20 protein-coding genes are annotated in these 24,007 nt (G+C 74.4%); 7 read left to right on the top strand and 13 right to left on the bottom strand.

The window, feature by feature from the left end:
• Positions 1–122: 122 nt before the first annotated feature.
• Positions 123–560 (bottom strand): hypothetical protein, encoded by a 438-nt coding sequence (locus AB0K36_RS23065; RefSeq protein WP_364597460.1) that lies wholly within the window; start codon positions 558–560, stop codon positions 123–125.
• Positions 561–675: 115 nt separating this feature from the next.
• On the opposite strand from AB0K36_RS23065, the gene AB0K36_RS23060 reads away from it, so the two are divergent.
• Positions 676–1,407 (top strand): helix-turn-helix transcriptional regulator, encoded by a 732-nt coding sequence (locus AB0K36_RS23060; RefSeq protein ID WP_364597469.1) that lies wholly within the window; start codon positions 676–678, stop codon positions 1,405–1,407.
• A gap of 129 nt (positions 1,408–1,536) precedes the next feature.
• Positions 1,537–2,298, top strand: coding sequence for a MerR family transcriptional regulator (locus tag AB0K36_RS23055; protein WP_364597458.1), 762 nt, complete (start codon positions 1,537–1,539; stop codon positions 2,296–2,298).
• Between the two features lie 183 nt (positions 2,299–2,481).
• On the opposite strand, the gene AB0K36_RS23050 is transcribed toward AB0K36_RS23055, so the two are convergent.
• Entirely contained in the window at positions 2,482–3,465 is a 984-nt protein-coding gene (locus AB0K36_RS23050; protein WP_364597455.1) for an alpha/beta fold hydrolase, read from the bottom strand.
• Positions 3,466–3,736: 271 nt separating this feature from the next.
• Between AB0K36_RS23050 and AB0K36_RS23045 the strand changes: the two genes are divergently transcribed.
• Complete coding sequence (locus tag AB0K36_RS23045) at positions 3,737–4,066, top strand: hypothetical protein (RefSeq protein ID WP_364597452.1); 330 nt, start codon at positions 3,737–3,739, stop codon at positions 4,064–4,066.
• Positions 4,067–4,098: 32 nt separating this feature from the next.
• On the opposite strand, the gene AB0K36_RS23040 is transcribed toward AB0K36_RS23045, so the two are convergent.
• From AB0K36_RS23040 to AB0K36_RS23030, 3 genes are all read right to left on the bottom strand, one after another.
• Positions 4,099–4,782 carry a class I SAM-dependent methyltransferase gene (locus tag AB0K36_RS23040; protein ID WP_364597450.1) on the bottom strand — a complete coding sequence of 228 codons (684 nt, stop codon included), beginning with the start codon at positions 4,780–4,782 and terminating at the stop codon, positions 4,099–4,101.
• A 137-nt stretch (positions 4,783–4,919) separates the two neighbouring features.
• Positions 4,920–5,858: a sigma-70 family RNA polymerase sigma factor gene (locus AB0K36_RS23035; protein ID WP_364597447.1), complete on the bottom strand. Its 939-nt coding sequence runs from the start codon at positions 5,856–5,858 to the stop codon at positions 4,920–4,922.
• 10 nt (positions 5,859–5,868) lie between these two features.
• Positions 5,869–7,059, bottom strand: a complete 1,191-nt coding sequence (locus AB0K36_RS23030) for an NAD(P)/FAD-dependent oxidoreductase (RefSeq protein WP_364597444.1) — start codon at positions 7,057–7,059, stop codon at positions 5,869–5,871.
• A gap of 570 nt (positions 7,060–7,629) precedes the next feature.
• On the opposite strand from AB0K36_RS23030, the gene rox reads away from it, so the two are divergent.
• The 3 genes from rox (at position 7,630) to AB0K36_RS23015 (ending at position 11,048) form a co-directional block, all read left to right on the top strand.
• Positions 7,630–9,090 carry a rifampin monooxygenase gene (gene rox / locus AB0K36_RS23025; protein ID WP_364597442.1) on the top strand — a complete coding sequence of 487 codons (1,461 nt, stop codon included), beginning with the start codon at positions 7,630–7,632 and terminating at the stop codon, positions 9,088–9,090.
• A gap of 759 nt (positions 9,091–9,849) precedes the next feature.
• Positions 9,850–10,566, top strand: a complete 717-nt coding sequence (locus tag AB0K36_RS23020; RefSeq protein ID WP_364597439.1) for a DUF2267 domain-containing protein — start codon at positions 9,850–9,852, stop codon at positions 10,564–10,566.
• A gap of 71 nt (positions 10,567–10,637) precedes the next feature.
• Positions 10,638–11,048: a DUF2267 domain-containing protein gene (locus AB0K36_RS23015; RefSeq protein ID WP_364597436.1), complete on the top strand. Its 411-nt coding sequence runs from the start codon at positions 10,638–10,640 to the stop codon at positions 11,046–11,048.
• Between the two features lie 167 nt (positions 11,049–11,215).
• On the opposite strand, the gene AB0K36_RS23010 is transcribed toward AB0K36_RS23015, so the two are convergent.
• The 8 genes from AB0K36_RS23010 to AB0K36_RS22975 form a co-directional block, all read right to left on the bottom strand.
• Complete coding sequence (locus AB0K36_RS23010; protein ID WP_364597433.1) at positions 11,216–11,704, bottom strand: GNAT family N-acetyltransferase; 489 nt, start codon at positions 11,702–11,704, stop codon at positions 11,216–11,218.
• Positions 11,705–11,791: 87 nt separating this feature from the next.
• Positions 11,792–12,067, bottom strand: a complete 276-nt coding sequence (locus AB0K36_RS23005; RefSeq protein WP_189473886.1) for a hypothetical protein — start codon at positions 12,065–12,067, stop codon at positions 11,792–11,794.
• 238 nt (positions 12,068–12,305) lie between these two features.
• On the bottom strand, positions 12,306–12,680 hold the full coding sequence (locus AB0K36_RS23000; RefSeq protein WP_364597430.1) for a hypothetical protein: 375 nt from the start codon (positions 12,678–12,680) through the stop codon (positions 12,306–12,308).
• 126 nt (positions 12,681–12,806) lie between these two features.
• Entirely contained in the window at positions 12,807–13,640 is an 834-nt protein-coding gene (locus AB0K36_RS22995) for an NmrA family NAD(P)-binding protein (protein ID WP_364597427.1), read from the bottom strand.
• A 9-nt stretch (positions 13,641–13,649) separates the two neighbouring features.
• Positions 13,650–15,002, bottom strand: coding sequence for a cytochrome P450 family protein (locus AB0K36_RS22990; protein ID WP_364597424.1), 1,353 nt, complete (start codon positions 15,000–15,002; stop codon positions 13,650–13,652).
• 23 nt (positions 15,003–15,025) lie between these two features.
• Positions 15,026–16,720, bottom strand: coding sequence for a phytoene desaturase family protein (locus tag AB0K36_RS22985; RefSeq protein ID WP_364597421.1), 1,695 nt, complete (start codon positions 16,718–16,720; stop codon positions 15,026–15,028).
• 174 nt (positions 16,721–16,894) lie between these two features.
• The gene (locus tag AB0K36_RS22980) at positions 16,895–17,485 is read right to left on the bottom strand and encodes a TetR/AcrR family transcriptional regulator (RefSeq protein WP_364597418.1); all 591 of its coding nucleotides are present in this window, start codon (positions 17,483–17,485) and stop codon (positions 16,895–16,897) included.
• A 133-nt stretch (positions 17,486–17,618) separates the two neighbouring features.
• Positions 17,619–18,245 (bottom strand): 5' nucleotidase, NT5C type, encoded by a 627-nt coding sequence (locus AB0K36_RS22975; RefSeq protein ID WP_364597415.1) that lies wholly within the window; start codon positions 18,243–18,245, stop codon positions 17,619–17,621.
• Between the two features lie 233 nt (positions 18,246–18,478).
• Between AB0K36_RS22975 and AB0K36_RS22970 the strand changes: the two genes are divergently transcribed.
• Positions 18,479–23,956 (top strand): type I polyketide synthase, encoded by a 5,478-nt coding sequence (locus AB0K36_RS22970; protein ID WP_364597412.1) that lies wholly within the window; start codon positions 18,479–18,481, stop codon positions 23,954–23,956.
• Positions 23,957–24,007 lie beyond the last annotated feature (51 nt).

The following is a 24,007-nucleotide window of genomic DNA, read 5'->3' as shown; positions in this document are numbered from 1 at the left end:
GTGGAGATACCGGGAGCGGCAGAATCCCCAAGGGAGCATACGGTGGTCTCATTGTTTGCATCGGCGCCTCCGCCCGCGGCGGACCCGGTCCTGTCGTCGCCGGCCGCGGCCGTCCGGTGCCGTCAGTGCGGCCGACGGGTGCCGTGGTAGTGCTGGGCGAGCCGGGCGAGGGCGACCGCGCCGAGCAGCAGGCCGAAGTCGCGCAGCGCGATGTCGTAGTGGCCCGGGACGGTCAGCAGGTTGACGATGATGCCGGCGAGCCAGCCGGCCACGAGCCAGCCTCCGAAGCGCGGTGCGAGCGCGACGGCGACGCCCGCCACGATCTCGATGACGCCGACGGCGTACATGGCCTGCTGGGCGCTGCCGGGGACGATGTCGTTGATCCACGGCGCGAGGTAGACGGGCCAGTCGACGAGCAGGTTGGTGAACTTGTCCAGCCCGAACAGGACGGGCGCCACGGTGAACCCGATGCGCAGGATGACGAACGCCTGGTATCCGGGGTCGGCGAGCGCGGCCCGCCGTGCGGGGGCGGACGTGGTGGTTGTGGTGGGGGACGACATGGTGGGCGCCCTTCTTTCCGTCTTCGGTTTTCTCTGCCGAGCTTCTATCGACAACTCTCACTATCGATAGAAGCGCGGATCACCTCTTTAGTCAATGGGCGTTGGTTTTACACTGGTGTTCGTGGACCACCCGAAAGAAGCACCCCACCCGGATGCCGCGCCCGACCCGGATGTCTCCGCCGTCGCCGCCCTCGACGAGCCGACCCGCAGGAGGCTCTACGACCACGTCGCGCGCCAGCCGGGGCCGGTCAGCCGCGACGAGGCCGCCGCGGCTCTCGGCCTGGCCCGGCAGACCGCCGCCTTCCACCTGGACCGCCTGGCCGGCGAATCGCTGCTCGACGTCGTCTACGAGCGGCGCAGCGGACGCACCGGTCCGGGGGCGGGCCGGCCCGCCAAGCTCTACAAGCGCTCGGCCAAGCAGGTCGCCGTCAGCCTGCCCGAGCGTCACTACGAACTGGCCGGTCGGCTCCTCGCGCAGGCCGTGGAGACGTCCGAGGTGACCGGCGAACCGGTCAGGGCCGTCCTGCACCGCGAGGCGCACCGGCTCGGCACACAGCTCGCCGGGCAGGGCGCCACGGACGTGCTCGACCTGCTGGAGCGGTACGGATTCGAGCCCCGCCACGACGGGGACGCCGTCGTCCTGGGCAACTGCCCCTTCCACGCGCTCGCCCGCGAACACACCGAGACGGTGTGCGGCATGAACCTCCACCTGCTGCGCGGCGTGCTCCAAGGGCTCGACGAGGTCCGCCTCCAGGCATGCCTGGCGCCCGCCCCCGGCCGGTGCTGTGTCCGCCTCGAGCCGGCGCCCTCCCCGTCCACGGACCCTTCTCCCCGCGCCGGGCGCTGACCGTCCGACCGCGCAGGGCCGCCGAAGCCGGGTTCGGACGACGGGTTGCGGTTGCCGCTGCGGCAGCTTCTACCGTCCTGACCAGGGCCGGAGAAACCGGCCCGGTGACGCACTCGTGAGGGAGCGGCGATGGAATGGCCGATCGCGGAGGTGGCCCGGATGTCGGGCGTGACCGCCCGGACCCTGCGGCACTACGACGAGATCGGTCTGCTGCCTCCGGCCCGGATCGGCGCGAGTGGCCACCGCTACTACGAGGAGCACCAACTCCTGCTGCTGCAGCAGATCCTCGTACTGCGGGCCCTGGGCGTCGGACTGCCCGAGATCGGCCGGATCCTGGCCGAGCAGGTCGACGAGGTCGAAGCCCTGCGCGGCCACCACCGGCGGCTGCTCGCCGAGCGGGACCGGCTCGACGCACTGGCCGGCACCGTCTCCCGCACGATCGCCGAACTGGAACAGTCCAGGAAGGACGGCAGACACATGACCGCCATCAACCGACCGGAGAACCTGTTCGAGGGCGTGCGGCCCTCCCAGTACGGACAGAACATGCGCGACTTCCCCGAACTCGCCGAGGATGTCGGCCGGCGGGCCGCCACGATGAGCCAGGCCGAGGCGGAGGCGGGGCATCGCGAGCGCACGGCGCAGATGATCCGGCTGGCCGAACTCATGGTCGCCGGCAACCCGGTCGACGCCGAACCCGTACAGGCGGAGATCGACGCCCAGTACCGGGCGTTGTCGGAACTGCGCGCCGTCTCTGCCGACGAGTACCGCGCGATCGGGCGGTCCTGCGTGGACAACGACGCCTGGCGCGCCGCGTACGAGGCGATCGCCCCGGGCCTGGCCGCCTACCAGCGTGACGCCATCGAGGCGTACGCGACGTCCGAGCTCGGCTGAACCACGACAGAGCCGCCGCCGGGGACGGACCCCGGTGGCGGCTTTCGTCGTTTCGCCGAGGCCCGTAGCGGAACATCGAGGCTCATGCCTCCGCGGGGTCGGGTGCCGGGCGGCGCCGTCCCGGGCCGGCTCTCGGCGACAGCCATGACCGTCCCGTCGCACCTCGGCAGCGGTGCGCAGGCGTCAGGCGGGCAGCGCGGCGAGCCAGCCGGTCAGGAGCCGGTTGACCTCGGTGGGGCGTTCCTGCTGGATCCAGTGACCGCAGCCGTCGAGGAGGTGTGAGGAGACCAGGCCGGGCAGCGTCGTGGGGTAGGCGTCGATCGCGTCGGCCATCCACACGGTGGAGGCGTCCAGGGCGCCGCCGACGAACAGGGACGGCTGGGTGAGGGGAGCGCCGTCGAAGGCGGCGAGATCCTCCCAGTCCCGGTCCATGTTCCGGTAGCGGTTCAGCGCCGGGCCCAGTCCGGTCCGCTCGAACTCCCCCGCGTAGACGTCGAGATCGTCCTCGCCGAGCCATCCGGGCAGCGGGCCCGCGGGGAACCGGGCGCGCAGCGTCCCGCCCCTGCTCACGAAGTGCGGGTCCGGCGCGTCGGGGGCGGGCATGGTGTCGGCGGACAGTGCGGCGTAGAAACCGGCGAGCCAGCCGCGTACGTCGGGTTCGATCTCGGCCTCCGCCCGGCCCGGCTGCTGGAAGTAGGAGACGTAGAACTCCTCCTCCCCGCCCATCCGGGCGAAGACGTCACCGGGCCGCGGACCGCCGCGTGGGGCGTAGGGCACGCTGAGCAGTCCCACCGCGCGGAACACGTCCGGCCGGAGCAGGGCGGAGTTCGCGGCGATGGTCGCACCCCAGTCGTGTCCGACGATCACCGCGGACCGCTCACCGAGGGCGTGCACCACGGCGGCGTTGTCGTCCACCAGGTCGAGCATCCGGTACGCGTCCGTGGCCGCGGGCTTGGAGGAACGGCCGTAGCCGCGGACGTCGACGGCGACCGCGCGGTATCCGGCGGCGGCCAGAGCCGGCAGTTGGTGACGCCAGGAGTACCAGGATTCCGGGAAGCCGTGCACGAGCAGCACCAGAGGGCCGCTGCCCTGCTCCACCAGGTGGATCCGGCCCGCCGGTGAGGGGACCAGTCGGTGGGTGGCGTCGGCGGCCTGCTGCTGCGGCATGAGTCCTCCACGGGTCTCCAGTGTGCGCGCCGGGCCGGCTTCGGGCCCACGCGTGCACGGCTCTTCGCCGATCATGCGGCGGGTGTGGCGGGCGCGGCCAGCCGTGTTGCCGCTTCGGCAAGTCCGGCGGCCCGGCGGTCGCCCGAGGGCACTCCTGGCGTGCGGCGGGCGCAGGCCGTGCTGTTCACGTCCGGCGAACTGGCCACGCTGCTCGTACAGTTCGCAGGAGTCCGCACGGATCCGCAGGGGTTCTCGGGGGAAGGACGTGGCGATGGCACTGGCCAGGAAGGGCGCGCGGCGCATCACCGTCGACGGTGCCGCCTACCGCTGGAGGCTGCGCGGAAGGCCGACGTACGGCCAGGGAATGGTGTGGTCTCCCCTCACCTACGCGGTGGAGCTCGCGGAGGGTCCGGGCACGACCTTGGTGGTCACGACCGATCAGCCGCATCCGGGCAACTGGGTGGGAAGAACGGCCGCGCCGCTCCTGCCCGCGCACGTCGCCGACAGCATTCGCACCGCCCGCGCCGGCGGTTGGACGCCCGGGGCTCCTGGCTCGCCGTTCCGTCTCGACCGGTCACAGGGCTTCGTCCCCTTCCGCTGACCCGTCGCCCCGGGCCGGGGCCCGGCCGCGTATCAACAGGTGGGCGTGTCGGGGGTGTTGGAGGAGTCGGGCTTGCGGGCGAGGAAGGTGGCGACCGTTCTCTTCGTTCCTTCGCCGGGCGGCTCCAGCAGTTGCGCGGTGATCACGAGGCCGGCCGCCTCCAGCAGTTCGGCGGTCCGGTCCGGCGGCGTCAGGTAGGACTCGTAGGACACCGGGCGGCCGCCGTACGCCTGTGTCGGACGCAGGTGTTCACCGGTCCCGGCGTGGCCGGCCAGCATCAGGCGGCCGCCGGGTGCGAGTGTGCGGTGGAATTCGCCGAACACGACCGGCAGCAGTTCCGGTGGCGTGTGGTGGACGGAGTAGTAGGCCAGGATGCCGCCGAGTTCGTCGTCGTCGATCGCCAGCGCGGTCATCGACCCGACGGTGAAGTCCAGCCCCGGATACGCCTGGCGGGCCAGTTCGACCATCGCGGGCGACAGGTCGATGCCGAACGCGGGCACCCCCAGCCCGGCCAGGTGCGCGGTCACCCGGCCGGGACCGCATCCCACGTCCGCGACGGGCCCGCGGCCGGCCGTCCGTACGTCCTCGGCGAACGCCGCCAGCACGGCGCGTGACAGCGGGTCCAACTCGGCCGGGAACGTGACCTGTCGGGCGTATGCGGCGGCGACGGTGTCGTACGACTCCCGGACGGCGGCGAGGTAGGAGAGGTCGGTCACGGGCGTGACTCTAGAGGGGCCCCTGCTTCGACTTCGGCGACGGGTGGCCGGGGGCGTCCGGAGCCGTGCCGGTCGGCCCTCCGGGACGGTCGGTGGCCGGCGGAGGCCGACGGGGTGCCGTCCTCGCTCCCCTCAGGTCACCATGCGCTGATGAGCGGCGCGTCGGGCTCGTGCTGCCGCCAGGCCCCGCTGAGGCGCGCGAGCCGGTCCGCGGCGGCGATGCCGCACAGGGACGCGACCTTGCCGTCGCTCACCCCGAACGCCACGGCGCCCGCGACCCGGTCCTCGACCACGGCAAGGACGGCCGGGGAGCCGTTGACCAGCGCGAAGTGGAACACGGGCGAGCCGCCGGCCAGCCGCCGCTTCGCCGGAGTGGGCTTGAAGCCGGCCCGCACGTAGGAGGCGACACGCTCGCGTGTCGTGTACCGCAGCAGCCGCCTGGCCAGTCCGGCGCCGTCCGAGATCGCGGTCACGTCGGCGGTGAGCATCTCCACCAGGCGTTCGGTGCGCCCCGACGTGGCGGCGGCAAGGAACTCCTCGACGATCCGGCGCGCGGTCGCGGGGTCCACCTCGTCGCCGCCGCGGCGCTCGACGGCGATCCGGCGTCGGGCCCGGTGGACATGCTGCTGGCTCGCGGACTCGGTGATCTCGAGGATCTGGGCGATCTCGGCGTGGGGGTACGAGAAGGCCTCGCGCAGGACGTAGGCGGCCCGCTCGACCGGTGAGAGGCGCTCCATGAGGGTCAGTACGGCCAAGGACACCGATTCGCGCTGCTCGAAGGTGTCGGCAGGGCCGAGCATCGGGTCGCCCTCGAGGAGCGGCTCGGGCAGCCAGGCGCCGACCGCGCGTTCGTGGCGCGCCTGCGCCGAGCGGAGCCGGTCGAGGCAGAGATTGGTGACGACCTTGGTCAGCCACGCTTCCGGCACCTCGACGCGTTCGCGGTCCGCGGCCTGCCAGCGCAGGAACGTGTCCTGCACGGCGTCCTCGGCGTCGGCGGCCGAGCCGAGCAGACGGTACGCCAGCGAGGCCAGCCGGCCCCGGCTGGCCTCGAACCGATCGATGGCTGCGCTGTCCATGGGAAGCAGCCTATGCGGCGACCCTCACAGCGGCCCGGTCGGGCGCGGTGGCCAGGCGGCGCTTGCGCTTCGGCATGCCGAAGGTCGGGTGGGCGATGCCCCAGCCGGCCCCCTTGAGCACGCCCGACTTGAGCCGCGCGGCGGCCTTGCCGCCCAGGTACCAGGACTTGGACCGGGCGTCCCCGTCCACCATCTGGAAGATGGCGTCCCGCCGCCCGAGACTGATGTGGTTGCCGTAGTACTTCAGCCCGGTGATCGGGACCTCGCTGCCCGTCAGGCGCGCGATGATCGCGGCGGTCGCCTGCATGTTGGTGATGCCGGCCGAGGCGCAGGACATCGGCAGCGGCCGGCCGTTCTCGCCGATCGCGTAGGCGCAGTCACCGGCGGCGTAGACGTCCGGGTGCGAGAGGGAGCGCATGGTGCGGTCGACGACGATCTGGCCGGTCTCGGCGACCTCCAGGCCGCTGGCGGCCGCGATGGGGTGCACGGCGAACCCGGCCGACCACACGGTCACGTCGGCCGGAAGGGACATACCGTCTGCGGCGATCGCCCGCGTCGGCTCGACGGCTGCGATGCCGGTGTGCTCGTGGACGGTGACGCCGAGCCGGTCGAAGGCCTGGCGCAGGTGGCGGCGGGCCTTCGGGGAGAGCCAGGCGCCCAGCTCGCCGCGGGCGGCGAGGGCGACCGAGAGGTCGGGCCGGGACTCGGCGAACTCGGTGGCGGTCTCGATGCCGGTCAGCCCCTCACCGACGACCAGCACGGTGCCGCCCTCGTTCAGGCCGGCCAGACGCTCGCGCAGACGCAGCGCCGAGGACCGGCCGGTCACGTCGAAGGCGTACTCGGCCACGCCGGGGACGCCGTGGTGGGCGACGGAGCTGCCGAGCGCGTAGAGAAGCGTGTCGTACGCGAGCTCGCCGTCGCCGTCCTCGCCGGTCACGGCGACGGCCTTGCGCTCGGGGTCGACGCCGGTGACGCGCGCCAGGCGCAGCCGCACCCCGGTACCGGCGAACACGTCGGCGAGCTTGCGGAACGCGACGTCCTGGCCGGCCGCGAGCTGGTGGAGCCGCATCCGCTCGACGAAGTCGGCCTCGGCGTTGACGACGGTGATCTCGGTGTCGGCGGGTGAGAGCCGGCGGGCCAGGTTCCCGGCGGCGAAGGCCCCGGCGTATCCGGCGCCGAGTACGACGATGCGGTGCTTCATGGCGTTGCTCCTGTCTCGTTCGCGTGCCCCTTGAACGAGACGGCGCCCCGATTGCTGACAGGAGCCGGGTGTGACGCGGGTCACCTGGCAAGGGATGGGCGGCTGAGCCCTCCGACAAGGGGGCTGAGAGCGCTCCGGCAGGCGCGCTCGGGCCGTGGGAGGTCGAAGCGGGGCGCCGGCGGGCGAGGTCTCTTTCCGAGACGGCTGTCGCGTTCGGCGGGCCCGTCGCCGGTGTGGTTTCGCCGTCCGCGGCGGCCAAGAAAAGGAAAAGGCAAGGAGGTTGTTCACTCCTTGCCACTCTCAACTTATAGCGCGGCGGGGGGCTTGCGGCAAGGCCCGGGGCGTGCCGCAGAATGATCGACCCGGGCCGGAACCTGGGGAAATGGCAGATTCGTGACATGTGCGGGCTTTTGTTGCCGTACGTGTGGTGCGGGGTGTCGAACCGCCGGTGGGAGTCGCGGTGCGGTGGCGGTGGTGGCCGGGGCCCGGCGCGCAGGTGCGGGGGGCGTGCCGCCGGACCGCGCGGGCCGATGGCGGAATCCGATCTCGTTGAATGGGCGGGCGTTGTTGATGGTTGACGTGATCGTGGTCGGCGGCGGACCGACCGGCTTGATGCTGGCCTGCGAGTTGCGGCTGCACGGTGTGCACGTGGTCGTGCTGGAGAAGTTGACCGAGCCGACCCGGGAGGGCCGCGGGCAGGGCCTGCACGCGCGCAGCGTCGAGGTGATGGACCAGCGCGGTCTGCTGGACCGGTTCCTCGCGGTCAGTGAGAAATTCCAGGTCGGCGGTCTTTTCGGCGGCATCGTCAAGCCGTGGCCGGACGGGTTGGACACGGCGCACCCGTACGGCGTCGCCACCCCGCAGCCGGTCACCGAGCGACTGCTGGGCGAGCGTGCCGTCGAACTCGGCGTGGAGATCCGGCGCGGCTGCGAAGTGGTCGGGGTGAGCCAGGACGAGGACGGGGTGAGCGTCGAGCTGGCGAACGGGGGTGCCCCCGGGGGTGTGGCCGGCGGGGGCGGTACGCACCTGCGCTCGCGCTACCTCGTCGGGTGCGACGGCGGCCGCAGCGTGGTGCGCAAGCAGCTCGGCGTCGGCTTCCCCGGCGAGCCCACCACGGTCGAGACGCTGCTGGGCGAGATGGAGCTGACCGAGGATCCGGCGACGATCGCCGCCGTCGTCGAGGAGGTCCGCAGGACCCAGCTGCGGTTCGGGGCCATCCCCCTCGGGGAGGGGGTGTACCGCGTCGGCGTGCCGGCCGACGGCGTGTCCGAGGACCGTGCGGCCGGGCCGGCCCTCGAGGAGTTCAAGCGGCAGCTGCGGGCCGTCGCCGGCACCGACTTCGGCGCGCACTCGCCGCGCTGGCTGTCCCGGTTCGGCGACGCCACCCGGCAGGCCGAGCGCTACCGGGTGGGCCGGGTGCTGCTCGCCGGCGACGCGGCGCACATCCACCCGCCGACCGGCGGGCAGGGGCTCAACCTCGGTGTCCAGGACGCGTTCAACCTCGGCTGGAAGCTGGCCGCGGAGGTCGACGGCTGGGCGCCGGAGGGTCTGCTGGACAGCTACCACGCCGAACGGCACCCGGTGGGCGCCCGCGTGCTGGTCAACACCCGCGCGCAGATGACGCTGCTGGGGACCGGTCCGGGTGCGACCGCGCTGCGGGAACTGTTCACGACGCTGATGGACTTCGAAGAGGTGAACCGGTACGTGACCGGGATGATCACCGCGGTCGGGGTCCGCTACGACTTCGGCGAGGGGCATGAACTGCTGGGCCGGCGGATGCGGGACGTGCGGCTGAAGCGGGGGCGCCTGTACGAGCTGATGCACGAGGGCCGCGGGCTGCTGCTCGACGGGACGGGCCGGCTGTCGGTGGAGGGCTGGACGGACCGGGTCGACCATGTGGTCGACGTCGGCGAGGAACTGGACGTGCCGGCGGTGCTGCTGCGGCCGGACGGGCATGTGGCGTGGGTCGGTGAGGATCAGCGGGATCTGCTCGGCCGGCTGCCCATGTGGTTCGGCGCTGCCGCCGGCTGAGCGCGGGGGCCGCGGGCCGCGGGGCCCGGGGCCCGGGCACGCGAGCTCGTGGTCCGGCTGAGCGTGGGCGGCGTGGGGCGTGGCGGCCGGCTGAGCGCGGGGCGCGGGCCCGGAGGGCACGTGGGGCCGTGGTCCGGATGCCGTGCGGGACGCGGGCCGCGAGGGTGCGGGACGCGGACGCAGGACACGCGGGCTCGTGGCACTTCTGTGCAGGCCGGGAGGCGGGAGCCTCTCCGGCCGGCTTCGGCGCGGTCCGGTGCCGTGCCTTCCGCCCGGGTGCCGCGCCGCCAAGGGCCGGGCCGGTCACTGTCCGCTGCTGCCGGATCACGGTGCGGTCGGGCGTGAGGGCGCGTCGGGTGGCTGGGGCCGGTGGGGCGGGTGGTGCGGTTGCCGGGAACAACCCGGGATGGTTTACCGTTCATCTGTATGTGGTCGCGGAGGGGACAGTGTCCCCGGGCCTCATCTATAGCCCATGGGGAAGATCGTTCGGCTGAAGCCCTGTGGAGCCCCTCGCCGAGAGGCGACCGCCCTCCGTGCCCACCCTGTACCGATCCCGGCTGGTCCCCCCCGTCCAGCCGGGATCTTCCTTTTCCCGGGGCCGGTGCCTTCACGAAAGGCCGGCCCGGAGCCGGATTCCGGAGGGCCTGAGGACGGGCGCCGGAGCGCGGAGGAGCGCGGCGGGCCGGGCGGGAAGAAGCCGTGTAGCGGGTGCGCCGACGGGTACTGGGGCAGGGCACGACCGGCCCCTCGGGAGACGTGATGATCACTCACGAGCACCTGACCGAAGAAGTCCGTCGCAGGGCGGCCCTTCCGGACACCGACGCCGCCACCCGGGTGACCAGGGTCGTCCTGGGCACGTTGAGCCACCGGCTCGAGATGCCGCAGCGCCGGCATCTGCGACAGGCCCTGCCGGGCCCGGAGCAGGACGCCGCGTACGCCACCGTTCCCCCGTCGGGGGACGGGGTCATCGACCTGCTCGCCGAGGCCGGCCGTCATCTCGAGGTGCCGCCGGAGCAGGCTCTCCTCCTCACCCAGGCGGTGCTGTCCGAGATCGCCGAGGCCGACCCGGCCCTGGGGCGGGAGCTGCGCGACCACTTGCCGCGCGACTACGCCCCGCTGTTCGCGCCGCCGACCACCTACCCGGAGCGCAGGCACTCCGCGACCGACGCCCCCGCGCCCCTGACGTCCGCGGAGCTGGCCGCCGAGCTGGGCCGCCGGCCCGCGTGGAGCGGTGACACCGGCCGTCTGACCCGGACCGTGGCCCTGCCGGAGGACCGGCTTGCGCCGCTGCTCGACGCCGTGCGCCGGGCCGGGGCGGACCTGAGTCACCGGGCGGACTGGGAGCGGACGTGGAACGGCGTCGTCTTCAGCCTCCGCACCCGTTCCGTGGATGCCGTCACCCGGCTCGACCTGGAACTCGCGGACCGGATCGACGCCGCGGTGGAGGCCGTGGGGTCCGGGGGCCGTCCCGGATGACCCGTACCGGCCGCCCGCCGGGCCCTTCGGGCGCCCGCGCGGCGGGCCGGACCAGTGGCAAGGAGAGCGCAATGGATCACGAGACGTTCATCGGGCAGGTCCAGGACCGTGCCCACCTCGGCAGCCGAGGCGCCGCGGAGTCCGCGACCCGGGCCACCCTGGAGACCCTCGCGGAGCGCGTCCCCGCCGGGCTGGCCGACAATCTCGCCGCCCAGCTGCCCGCGGAGATCGGCGAGCATCTGCGCCGCGTGGCCACCGCCCCCGACCAGCCGGCAACCGGCGTGCCGATGAGCAACCGGGAGTTCTTCGACCGGGTCGCCCAGCGGGCCGACGAGAGCACCCCCAAGGCCGCGCACGAGGCGCGCTGCGTCATGGAAGTGGTCGGGGAAGCCACGCAGGGCGCCCTGACGGACAAGATCCGCCACTCCATGGACGACGAGCTGGCGGGCTCCCTCTTCGCCGGCAGTTCCGGCGGCGCGTGAACGGACGGGCCGGCCGGTCGCCGCCGGCGAGGGCGTGACGACCGGGGCCTGCGGGCAGCGGGCGACCGGAGCCGTGCGGCTCCGACGTCCCCGGCCCGGGCCCCGGCGCCCGGTAGTGCGCTCGCGTGGGGCCGGTGGGCCGGTCCGGGGCGGGGCGCCGGTGGGGGCTAGGCAGGGGCGAGGGGGCGGGTGAAGCGCAGGGCGGGGTGGCCGTCGAGGACGGTGGTGCCCGTTTCCGTGAAGCCGTTGCGGACAAGGACGGTCCGCGAGCCGGTGTTGGCGACGGTGGCCGCCGCGTGCAGGGTGTTCAGGCCGTAGGCGGTGGCCGCGAGCGTGCACACCTGCTGGACGGCCGCGGTGGCGAGGCCCTGGCCGGCGGCCTTCTCGGCGATACGGAAGCCGAGTTCGGCGGCGCCGTCCACGAGGTCGACGAGGTTGACCCGGCCCACGATCGCGCCGGCGTCGTCGACGAGGACGTGGAAGCGGCAGGCTCCCGTGGCCTGTTCGGCGAGCAGGGCGGCGTGCCGAGCGGCGAAGTGGGTGAAGTAGTCGTCGCCGCGGTCGGGGACGTGGGCGGCGAAGTAGGCCCGGTTGTCGCGTTCGAAGGCGAGCAGGGCGTCGGCGTGACCGGCGTGCAGGGGTTCGAGGCGGGGCATGGGGGAACGGTACGCGGCCGGGCGCGGGGCCGGGCGGCCGGGTGGGACGCGGCCCGGCCACCCGGTGCGGGGTGGGGGCGGTCCTGGTCACGGCGTGCGGGTGATCCAGCGCTGCAGGGCGGCGTGGGTGGTGTCGTCGAGGGCGCAGAGCGCGTCGATGGCGGCGAGGTCGCCGGGCAGCGGGGCGATGCCGGCGGTGGTCAGGGCCGCGTGCAGGTCCAGGCGGCGGCGGTCGGCCGGCTCGAGCGGGAGGGGGACGCGCTGGCCGGGCCGGGGCGCGGGCAGCAGGTAGTCGTCGGTGGCGCCGGGGAAGCGGTAGGGGTCGATGGTGGTGGTCCCGGTGGTGGTGTGCCAGGCGGTCATGTCGTCCTCCCAGAGGTGGTGCGGTGTGTGTGGTGGCAAGGACTGCGCTGCGGGCGGCGGCAGTTGCAGTACGGGAGGATTGCCACCCGAATGCCCCCTATGGCATTTCGTCACATGACAGCTCGTCACATCAGCGGCGGTGTGACGGACACACCGGCCCGCCCGACGTGCGGGCGGGCCGGTGCGGGCAGGGCCGAAGGTCAAGGGGCCGCGGGCCGGGTTCCGTTCGGGCTCCGGCTCAGACGCCCAAGCAGCGGTGGGGCGATCCGTTGCCCGAGAGGTGGGCGTCCCAGATCCAGCCGGCTCCGGGGACGTAGGACCAGGTGTTCCCGTACTCGTTGACGATGAAGCAGCGGACCTCGATCCGGGTGTCCGCCGCGTAGGTCTTCAGGCGGTAGCACTCGCCGTAGGGGCCCATGCGCAGCGGTGCGGCGTCCAGGGCGGTGTGGGTGGTGGTGTACGGGTTGTCGGCGCGGGTGGGGGCGGCCTGGCTGCACCGGTCGGCGGGTGCGGCGGTGGCCGTGGTCGTGGCGCAGACGGTGGCGGTCAGGGCCGCGGCGGTGGCCATGACCGTCGCGGTGGTGCGGTGGCGGACCTGTCGGAACTGGCGCATGGCGGCTGCCTCCTGGGAGTGGTTACCGGTGATGGGCGGTCACCGTGGCACGGGGCAGGCGGCGGGCGGGAGGGTCCGGGGGTGTCCGGGACGTGTCCCGGACACCCCCGGGCGGGGCGGGGCGGGTCAGGGAGTCCAGACGCCGGTGGCGGCGGTCTCGCGGGCGAAGTCGGTGAAGTCGCGCGGGGCGCGGCCGAGGACCTGGCGGACGCCGTCGACGAGGTGGGCGTTGCGGCCGTCGAGGAAGACGGCGAAGACGTCGGCGTAGGTCTGGTCCTGGCCGGCGTCCTTGAGGATGGTGCGGTACTCCTCGACGGTGACGGGGCGGTAGGTGATGGTGCGGCCGGTGGCCTTGGACAGTTCGTCGGCGATGTCGGCGAAGCTGAGCAGGCGGGGGCCGGACAGTTCGTAGGTGCGGCCGGTGTGGGCGGGGTCGGTGAGGGCGGCGACGGCGACGTCGGCCACGTCGTCGGCGTCGACGAAGGGGGCGACGGTGTCGGCGGCGGGGACGGCGAGTTCACCGGCGAGGACCGGCGGCAGGAAGAAGCACTCGGAGAAGTTCTGGTCGAACCAGTTGGAGCGCACGACGGTCCATTCGGCGCCGGAGGCCTTGAGCTGGTCCTCCGCGGCGCGGGCGCCTTCCTCGCCGATGCCGGAGAGCAGGACGATGCGGCGGACGCCGGCGGCGACGGCGGTGCGGCAGAACGCGCCGACGGTGTCGGCGGCGCCGGGGAAGGCCAGGTCCGGGTAGTAGCTGAGGTAGACCGAGCCCATGCCGTCGAGGGCGGCGTCCCAGGTGGCGGGGGCGTTCCAGTCGAAGGGCGGGGTGCCGGTGCGCGATCCCGTACGGGGCCGCAGGCCGCGTAAGGAGAGCCGCTCGGCGACGCGGCGTCCTGTCTTGCCGGTGCCGCCGGTGACGAGGGTCGGACGGGTGGCTGCTGTGGGTGCGTCAGGTGTCATGCGTGCCAGTCAAACCGAGCTGTTCCGGGCGGCGCCAGGTCCCTCGAGTCGGAGCCGAGGATTCCTGGCGGCCGGGTGGAGTGCGGTGAGGCGCACCGGGAGGGTGTGGTGTCCGTAGGCGATGAAGCCTTCGGTGGGGGGCGGTCCGCCGGGTGCGGCGGCGAGGTGGAGGCCGGGGAAGCGGTCGAAGAGGGCGGGCAGGGCGACGGCCGCTTCCATGCGGGCGAGCGGGGCGCCGGGGCAGAAGTGGACGCCGTGTCCGAAGGCGAGGTGCTCGGCTGCTCCTCTGCCGGGGCGGGTGATGTCGAACCGGTCGGCGGTGGGGCCGTGTTTGCCCGGGTCGCGGCCCGCGGCGGCGTAGGCGGCGAGGATCGCGTCGCCCTTGCGGATGGTGGGGCCGCCGGGCAGGGGGATGTCCTCGACGGCGTAGCGCAGGGGGACGTTGGCGACGCTGGGGGCCCAGCGCAGGGTCTCCTCGAGGGCGTCGTGCCAGGACACGGTGCCGTCGAGGACCAGGCGCAGTTGGTCGGGGTGGGTGAGCAGGGCGTGGACGGTGTTGCCGATGAGGTTGACGGTGGTCTCGTTGCCGGCGCCGATGACGAGCAGGAGGGTGTCGAGGAGTTCCCGTTCGCTCAGGTGCGATCCGTCGTCGTCGCGGGCGGCGACGAGGGCGCTGGTCAGGTCGTCGCCCGGGTGCCGGCGCCGGTGGGCGACGAGGGCGGCGAGGGCCTCGTCGACCTCGTGGACGGTCTGTTCGGCCTCGTCGGGGGTGAGAGTGGTGTCCATGGCGCGGGCCATGAGGCGGGCGAGGCGGGGGCGGGAGGTTTCCGGGACGCCGAACAGGTCGCAGATGACCTGCATGGGCAGGGGGTGGGCGTAGGCGGCGCGCAGGTCGACCACGGCGCCGGGGGCGGTGTCCTCGAGGGCGTCGAGGAGGCGGTGGGCGGCGTTGCGGACGCGGGGCAGCATGGCCTGGGTGCGGCGGCCGGTGAAGGCGGGCGCGACGAGCTTGCGCAGCCGGCGGTGTTCGGGGCCGTAGGCGGTGTCCATGTTGTGGACGCCGACCCAGGTGCGGATCCAGGTGTCGTGGTGTTCGCCGCGCTGCCAGGCGGGCCAGTGGCGGCGCGGGTCCTTGGAGACGCGGTCGTCGGTGAGGAGGGTCTTGAGGAGGTCGTGGGTGTTGATCGACCAGGCCTGGATGGCGGCGGGGAGTTCGACGAGGACGGCGGGGCCCAGCGCGCGCAGGCGGGCGGCCTCGCCGTGCAGGTCGCGGCCGGCGGGGTCCAGGACGAACGGCCGGGGGCGGGGCGGTGCGGCAGCGGCGGTGGCGCCGGGCGTGGCGGGCGGGTGCGGGTGGGCCATGGGGTGCTCCTCGATGCTCGGGCTCATGCCGGGCGGGGGGCGGCGTCGATACGGGCGAGGCCGCGGGCGTGGCGGCGGGCCTTGCCGCGGGAGACGGCGAGGGGGTCGAAGTCGTCGCCGCGGTGCGGCAGCAGGGACCGGTCGGCGAGGACGGCGCCGCGGGTGACCTCGGGGACGAGCCGGCGGCCGAGGATGGTGGAGGCGCACATCATGGCGCCCGTGGCGACGCCTTCGATGCCGGAGCCGTAGCGGATGCTGGTGCCGACGACGTGCAGTCCCTCGACGCCGGTGGTGGTGTCGGGGCGTTCGCCGGTCGCTCCCCAGCCGGCCAGGCCGTAGGGGGTGCCGCCGCGGGAGTGGATGTAGCGCTCGTGGGTGAGGGGGGTGGCGGCCTCGAGGTGGGTGATGTGGCCGCGGAAGGGGCCGAGTGCCTCCTCGGCGGCGTTCAGCATGGCGTCGGTGAGTTCTTGTTTACGGCGCCGGTAGAGGTCGGTGCGGCGGTAGCGGCCGCCGTCGGCGGGCGCGGCATCGGCTCCCCAGTAGGCGTGGTCGGGCGGGACCAGGGTCATCACCTGGAAGTTGCTGTGGCCTTCGGGGGCGATGTTGCGTGCGCCGGGGTCCTTGAGGGAGGAGAAGGACACGAACAGGAACGGCACCGGGTCGATGCGGTGTTCGGCCAGTTGTCGGAAGCCGGTGTCGATGTCGGTGTGCCGGTACCACCACAGGTTGGCGTTGGGGCGCTCGGGCAGGGTGGTGTCGAGGGCGACGTACAGGACGGCGAAGGGCAGCGACATGGTGGAGTCGCGGGTGCGTTCGGCGGTGCCGGTCTCGAAGTGTTCCTCGCCGACGAGGTTCTGGACGGTGCGGGTGTAGTCGGCGTTGGAGACGACGAGCGGTGCGGTGAGGACTTCGCCGTCGGTCAGGGTGACGCCGCGGGCGCGGCCGGCGGTGACGAGGATGCGTTCGACCCGGGTGCGGGTGCGGACCTCGCCGCCGTGCGACTCGATGACTTCGACGAGGCCCGCGGGCAGCATCTGGCCGCCGCCCTTGGGGTAGTAGGCGCCGTGGAGGTAGTGGTCGATGATCGCCGCGTGGGTGGGCAGCGGGCACCGGGCGGGCGGCAGTCCGTAGGTGGGCGCGTGGGCGGCCAGGACGGTACGGGCCCGGGTGGAGAGGCCGCAGTGGTCGAACAGGTCGGCGAGGGTGCGCTGTTCCCAGGCGGTGAAGACGGGGCTGCGGGCGGCGAACTGCTCGTCGGTGAGGTCCGTCTCGCTGAGCAGGGCGCCGCGCCCTTCGGCGCCGACGGCCGAGCAGATCGAGGTGAACGTGTCGATGCCGGCGGCATCGCCGGGTAACGCCTCCTTGAGGCGCTTGCGGTAGCCGTCCCAGCCCGCGGGGACATCGAGGGTGAGGCCGGGCACGACGATGCGGTCGAAGCCGTCCTGGTCCATGGGCAGGTAGGTGATCCGGTCGGCGAGGCCCAGACCGCCGAAGACGGACGGCAGCAGGCCGCCGGGGCCGCAGTCGCCGAGGTAGTGGATGCCGACGTCGAACTCGTAGCGGCGGCGGCGCCGGAAGACATGGCTGTTGCCGCCGGCGACGTCGTGCTGTTCGAGCACGAGGACGCGCAGTCCGCTCACCGCGAGGTAGGCGGCGCAGACGAGGCCGCCGATGCCGGAGCCGACGACGACGGCATCCCACTCTTTGCGTTTCGCCATGCTGTGAGCAAAGCGGGCGGCTCGCAACAGGCGTGCAAGGCGGCGCGGACGGCGGCGCTCCGGTCCCGGGGCGGGTGTGGGTGCCGGGGCGGGTGTGGTGCCGGGCGCGTCGTGGGTTCGGCCGCGTCGTGGGTTCGGCCGCGTCCGGTCGGGGGTGCCCCTGGGGTCGGGTGGTCAGGCGTCGGTGGCGCGCCGGGCGCGGCCGAGCAGGCGGGTGGTGAGCTCGTCGATGAGGGCGGGGGCGTGGCCGTCGAGGACGGCGGGGACGGTGAGGTCGTCGACGATCATGCCGTGGACGGCGAGGTGGAGCAGGATGACGTCGGTGCGGTCGCCGGGCAGTCCCGTGTCGAGGTGGAAGCGGATGTTCGTCTCGAGCTCCGCGGCGAGGACCTTGTTGAGTTCGGCGCCCAGTTCGGGGCGGCGGGCGCCTTCCAGGCGCAGTTCGAGCATCGCCAGGTAGCCGGCGCGGTCGTGGTCCATGCGCCGGTGGACCTGGCGCAGCAGGCGGGCGACGAGGTGGTGGTCGCGCGGGGCGGTGAGCGTGTCGGCGAGCTCGGCGGGGTCGGGGGTCAGGCGCTCGCGGGTGCGCGACATGATCTGGCCGAGGAGCTGGCCGCGGTGGGCGAAGTAGTTGGAGCAGGTGCCGACGGGGACGCCGGCTTCGGCGTCGACCGCGCGCAGGGTCAGGCCGCGCATGCCTTCGCGGGCCAGGACTTCGATGGCGGCGTCCAGCAGCGCGGTGCGGCGTTGTGGGTTGTGTCGCATGGTCCTTCTCCGTCACGCCACCGGCATCACATCGAGTGGAGTACTGCGCCTGGAGCGCTTTGCCAGCGTACAGGGAGGCGCCCCTCCCGCCGGGCGGCCGGCGGGGCCCGTGAGGGGGATGTGCGTGAGGTGTTCAGGCGGTGGCGGCGAGGCGGGCGATGCGGGGTGCGGCGGGGGCGGCCGCGGGGGCGGCGCTCTCGGCGGCCACCAGGGCGAGGAACTCGTCCCAGTCGAAGACCCGTTCCGCCCGGTGGGTGGTGATCGGCCCGTGGCACCACAGCACGGGACGCGGGTGGCCGGCGTCGACGAGGGCGTCGCAGTTGCCGGGCGAGTCGTCGAGGAAGACGTCGGTGAACCGGCACGCCTTGTCGGCGGCGATGGTCAGCGAGTCGACGGGGAAGTCCCAGGCGGCCAGCCACGCCGCCGTGCGGTTCCAGGCCAGCGGGGCGGGCACACCGGTGATCGCGCGGGCCGTCACGTAGTGCAGGCGGTGGCCGGCGCGGGCCAGTTCGCGGACCGCCTCGAGCGCGCCGGGCAGCGGGGCGCCCTCGGTGAACACCACGTTGTCGTGCACCCCGCGCCCGCACAGCGCGAAGAACTCCTGCTCGCTCAGGCCCCATTGGTGCACGTACCAGTCCCATGACTCGGCCTTCGCAGAGCAGGGGCGCCCCAGGGTGTCCTCGGCGTAGCGGGCGACGACGTCGACGAAGGGGTAGAGCACCCCGTCGATGTCGAGACCGATGTCCAGTGTGCGGGTCATGGCTGCCTCCTTGACCTCGTACCGCGTGGAGACGGCCGCCGGCTCCCGGATCTCCCCGGGGGGCGGTGCCGCCCGGTCGGCATCGTGGGCCGCCGTGCGCAACGCGGTCGCAACGTGCCCGCAAGGGGCCGGCCGGCAGGACGGGGCGGGGGAACTTGCACCGCGCTTGCTCCCGGCGGGATGTGCTGGCCTGTGGACGCCGGGACCGTTCGCCAACGCCGAAAGGCAGATCTGTGACGCAGCAGCACGAACATGCCGAAGCCATCGCCGTCGTCGGGATCGGCTGCCGCCTGCCGGGCGGGATCGACACCCCCGACGCGTACTGGACGTTCCTGACCGAGGGCCGTGAGGCCGTCGGCGATCTGCCCGAGGGACGCTGGGACGCCTACCGGGGCCGGCCGGGCACGGCACGTGCGCTGGCCGGAGCGCCGCGGCGGGGTGCGTTCCTCGCCGACGCGGCCGGTTTCGACGCCGCGTTCTTCGGGATCACCCCGCGCGAGGCGGAGCTGATGGACCCCCAGCAGCGGCTGACGCTGGAGGCGGGCTGGGAGGCGCTGGAGGACGCGGGGATCGCCCCGCACACCCTGGCCGGTTCGGACGCGGGCGTGTTCATGGGCGCCGGGTCCGACGACTACGGGCGGCAGATGCTCGAGGACCTGCCCGCGATCGAGGCCTGGTCGGGGATCGGCGCGTCGCTGTGCGCGATCGCCAACCGCCTCTCCTACGTCCTGGATCTGCGCGGGCCCAGCCTCGTCGTCGACACGGCCTGTTCGTCCTCGCTGGCCGCGCTGCACCTGGCCTGTCAGAGTCTGCGGGCCGGTGAGTGCACGCACGCCTTGGCGGGCGGGGTGCACCTGGTGGCCGCTCCGGGCCTGTCGATGGTCCTGGACGCCGCGGGCGCCACCTCCCGCGACGGGCGCTCCAAGTCGTTCGACGCGTCGGCCGACGGCTACGGCCGCGGTGAGGGCGTGGGGGTCGTGGTCCTCAAGCGGCTCTCGGACGCGCTCGCCGACGGCGACCCGGTGCGGGCCGTGATCCGCGGCAGCGCGCTGGCACAGGACGGCCGCACGAACGGGATCATGGCGCCCAGCGGCGCCGCGCAGGAGCGGGTGGTGCGGACCGCGCTCGAACAGGGCGGTGTCGAGGCGCTGTCGGTGTCGTTCGTGGAGGCGCACGGCACCGGTACCCGGGTGGGCGATCCCGTGGAAGTGGGCGCGCTGGCCCGGGTGTTCGGGGCCGGGCGGGACGCGGAGCGGCCGTGTCTGATCGGGTCGGTGAAGGCCAACATCGGGCACCTGGAGGCGGGCGCCGGGATCGCCGGGGTGATCAAGGCGGTGCTGGCGCTCCAGCACGGCGTGATCCCGCCGACCGCGAACGTCCACGAGCTCAACCCCGACATCGACTGGGCCGCGTCGGGGCTGGCGGTGCCGACGGAGCCGGTGCCCTGGCCCGCGCGGGACACGGTGCGGCGGGCCGGGGTGTCCGGCTTCGGCTACGGCGGCACCGTCGGCCACGTCGTACTGGAACAGGCCCCGGACACGGCGGACACCGCCACGGGCGGTACGGGGACGGGGGTGGCGGCGGCAGGTACGGGGCCGGGTGACGCGGGCGGGAACGCGGGCGGGGCCGGGAACGCGGGCGCGACCGGCGTGGCCGCGGGTGCCGGGCGCACCGAGGGCTCGGGCGGCGGCGCGGGTTCGGGCGATATTGCCGGCCCGGGGCTGTTCGTGGTGTCCGGTGCGTCCGGGGACGATGTGCGGGCGCAGGCCGCCTCGCTCGCGGCCTGGCTGCGGGGCGAGGGTGCCGGCGCGCCCCTGGAGGGTGTCGCGCACACGCTGATGGCCCGTCGCAGCCATGCCGTGCACCGGGCCGCGGCCGTCGCCGAGGACCACGGCGGGCTCGCCGCGGCGCTCGAGGTGATCGCCGAGGGCGGCGCCGCGCCGGCCGCGGTCGCGGGCCGGGTCCTGCCGGGAGGTGGGGGCGGCGCGGTGTGGGTGTTCTCCGGGCACGGCTCGCAGTGGGAGGGCATGGGCCGCGAACTGCTGGCCACCGAGCCGGTGTTCGCCGCGGCGGTCGACCGTCTGGAGCCGGTCTTCGCCGAGGAGCTCGGCATCTCGCCGCGGCGGGTGCTGAGCGAGGGGCCGCTGGGCGGGACCGACCACGTCCAGCCGATGATCTTCGTGGTGCAGGTCGCGCTGGACGCCCTGCTGCGCGCCAAGGGCCTGACGCCGGCCGCCGTGGTGGGTCATTCGGTCGGCGAGATCGCGGCCGCGGTCAGCGCCGGGGTGCTCGGCGCGGCGGACGCCGCCCGGCTGATCTGCCGCCGTTCCGTGCTGCTGCGCCGGGTCATGGGGCGCGGCGCGATGGCGATGGCGGGCGCCGGGTTCGAGACGGTGCAGGGCCTGCTGGGGGACCGTACCGACGTGGTCGCCGCGATCGCCGCCTCCCCCGCCTCGACCGTCGTCTCCGGCACGCCGGAGGCCGTCGAGGAGGTGTGCGGGCGTCTGGAGGCCATGGACGTGATGGTGCGGCGGGTGGCCTCCGACGTCGCCTTCCACAGCCCGCAGATGGACCCGCTGCTCGGTGAACTGGTCAAGGCCGCCGACGGGTTGGAGGTGCGGGAGCCGCGGGTGCCGCTGTATTCGACGGCGCTGGAGGACCCGCGGTCGGCTGCCGTGCGCGACGGCGCCTACTGGGCGGCGAACCTGCGCAACCCGGTCCGCCTGGACGGTGCGGTGCGGGCGCTGGCGCAGGACGGGCACCGGGTGTTCGTCGAGCTGTCCGGGCATCCGGTGGTCACCCACTCCGTCGGCGAGACGCTGGAGGCGGCCGGTCACGACGACGTGCTCGTCACCGCCACGCTGCGCCGTGAGCGGCCCGAGCGGGCCACCCTCCTCGCCCACCTGGGCGCCCTGCACTGCCACGGCGCCGCCGACGGCCTCGAAGTGCCGCACGGTCCGCTGACCGCGCTGCCCCGCCGGGCCTGGCAGCACGTGCCCTACTGGCGCACCCCGTCCTCGCAGGGGCCCGTGGCGGAGGAGCACGACACCGGCTCGGGCACCCTGCTGGGCGGGGAGGTGACATGGGCAGGCGCCGTCTCGCCGCGGCTGTGGCGGACCCGGCTCGACGAGGACAGCCGGCCCTACCCCGGCTCGCACCCCATCCACGGCGTCGAGGTCGTCCCCGCCGCGGTGCTGCTGAACACCTTCCTCGCCGCAGGCGGCACCGACACGCTGCACGACGTGGCGCTCAAGGTGCCGGTCGCCGTCACCGGCGAGCTGGAGGTGCACGTGGTGCGCGACGACAGCGGGATCCGTCTCGCCTCCCGCCGCACCGCCGCCGCTTCCCCCGCCTCCGCCACCGTCTCCCCCGCCGGCAGGAACGGCGGCGCGGCTCAGGAGGGTTGGAGCACCCACACCACGGCGCGGCTCACCTCCGGCCGCCCCGGCGGCGGTGACGGTGACAAGCGGGGCGGTGAGGTCGCGGACCGTGCCGGTGACGGCGGATGGGACGAGTCGGCGGCCGTGGCGCTGGACCCCGGCGCCGTGAACGAGCGGCTGCACGCGGTCGGTGTCGCCGATGTCGGATTCCCCTGGCAGATCACCGAACTCGCGTCGTCTCGCGGGCAGTTGCGCGCACGGGTGCGACCCGCGCCCGGCGGGGACCTCTCCCCCGCCCTGGCCCGCGCCTCGCTGCTGGACGCCGTCTTCTCCGTCGCCCCGCTCGTATTCCCCGCCGACGGCCGGCTGCGGATGCCGGCCGCGGTGCGGCGGGTTCGGCTGTCGCCGGCTCTGCCCGAGGCCGTCACCGTGCACGTCGGCCCCTCCCCCACGGGCGGCGGCGACACCACCGACGCGGTCGTCCGCGACGAGGACGGGCGGGTCCTCGGCACCCTCGAGGGCCTGGTGTTCGCCACCCTCGACGGCGGTGCGGGCAGCGGCCCCGGGCTTGTGCCGCAGCGCCTGGCCCACACCCTCGGCTGGTCCGCCGCCGTGCTCACCGCCGAGCCCCGTACCCGGCTGCGTACCCTCGCCCTGGTCGGCGAGGGCGCCCCCGCCGGGCTCGCCGACGACGTCGCCCGCGCGCTCGGCGAGGCCGGACTGCGCTGCCTGCACGCGAAGGACGCCGACGCGCTCGGCGGCCTGGTCGACGAACTCGGTCCGGGCGACGCGGTCCTCGTCCTCCCCGACGTACGGGGTCCGCTGGCCGACGCGGCCCGCCGCTCCGCCTGGCGGCTGGCGTCGACCGCCCAACTGCTGCTGGAGCGCTGCGGATCCCTCCCGCCGAGGCTGTGGGCGCTGACCCGCGGCGCCTGGGAGGCCGCCGGCGACGACGCGGTCGCGCAGAGCGCCCTGCTCGGCCTGGTCCGCATCGTCGCGGGCGAGCACCCGGAGCTCGACGCCCGCGCCGTGGACCTCGACACCGGCACCCCGCCCGCTGTCCTCGCCGGGCCGCTGGCCGAACTGCTGCGCTCCGCGCCGAAGGCGGACGTCTACCGGGTGGGCGAGGACGGGGTACGGGCCGCCCGGCTCACTTCCCTGGTGCCGGACCCGGACGGCCAGGAGGGCCGGGAGGGCCGGGAGGGCCAGAACGCGGGGGCGGGAGCGGGCGCGTGCCGGGCGGACGGGACGTATCTGATCACCGGCGGTTTCGGTGCGCTGGGTCTGGAGGTCGCCGACTGGCTGGCCGGCCGGGGCGCGCGGCGGATCCTGCTCGCGGGCCGCACCGCCCTGCCGCCGCGCCGCAGTTGGCCCGCCCAGAGCGACCCGGCCACCGTGCGGCGTATCGAGGCGGTCCGGCGGCTGGAGGCCCGCGGGGTGAGCGTGACGGGCGTGGCCGTCGACATCGCCGACAAGGCAGCGGCCCGCGCGGCGCTGGACACCGACGCGCTCGGCCTGCCGCCCGTGCGCGGTGTGGTGCACGCCGCCGGAGTCCTCGACGACCGGATGCTCGGCGACCTCGACGAAGCGTCGCTGGAGCGGGTGCTGGCGCCCAAGGCGGGCGGGGCGCTGGTGCTGCACGAGCTGTTCCCGCCCGGCAGCACCGACTTCTTCGTGCTGTTCTCCTCCGTCGGCTACCAGCTGGGCCTGACCGGCCAGTCCAGCTACGCCGCCGCCAACGCCTGCCTCGACGCCCTCGCCCGCCACCGGCAGGCGGCGGGCGACAGAGGCAGCACCGCCTACGCGTGGACGTCGTGGCGCGGCGCGGGCATGGCCGTCAGCGACTTCGTCGACGCCGAACTCGCCGACCGCGGCAGCGGTTCGATCGAGCCGGCCGATGCGCTGCGGGCCTGGGAGTACGCGCTGGGCTGCGGTCCCCGGCCCTACGTCGCCGTCCTGCCGGTCACCGGCGTCACCGGCCTGCCCGTCCTCGATGAGCTGTCCGCGCCGGGCGGGGAGGCGGCTGGCGGGCCGGACGAGACGGCCGCGTTCCGGGCCGACGGGCTCACGCGGGAGGAGCTGGGCGCGCTGCTGCTGGCCGAGGTCGGCCGGCAGATCGAGGCCGAACTCGGGCTGAGCGCCGAGCGGCTGGACGTCGACCGGCCGCTGACCGAGCTGGGCCTGGACTCGGTGATGACGCAGGTCCTGCGGCGCGGCCTGGAGCGGCGGCTCGGTCTGAAGCTGCCCGCCACGCTGGTGTGGAAGCACCCCACGGCCGCCGCCGTCGCCGCGTTCCTGACGACCCGGCTGGCCGACCCCTCCCCCGCGTAACGCCTCCCCGCCCCCGTACCCCGCGCAGCTGCTCCCGTCCCCCTCCCCGTG

This window comes from Streptomyces kurssanovii (genome assembly GCF_040677245.1).
GTDB lineage: Bacteria > Actinomycetota > Actinomycetes > Streptomycetales > Streptomycetaceae > Streptomyces > Streptomyces kurssanovii.
Note: the sequence above shows the minus strand (reverse complement) of the source record. Positions and strands in the feature narration are given on the sequence as shown.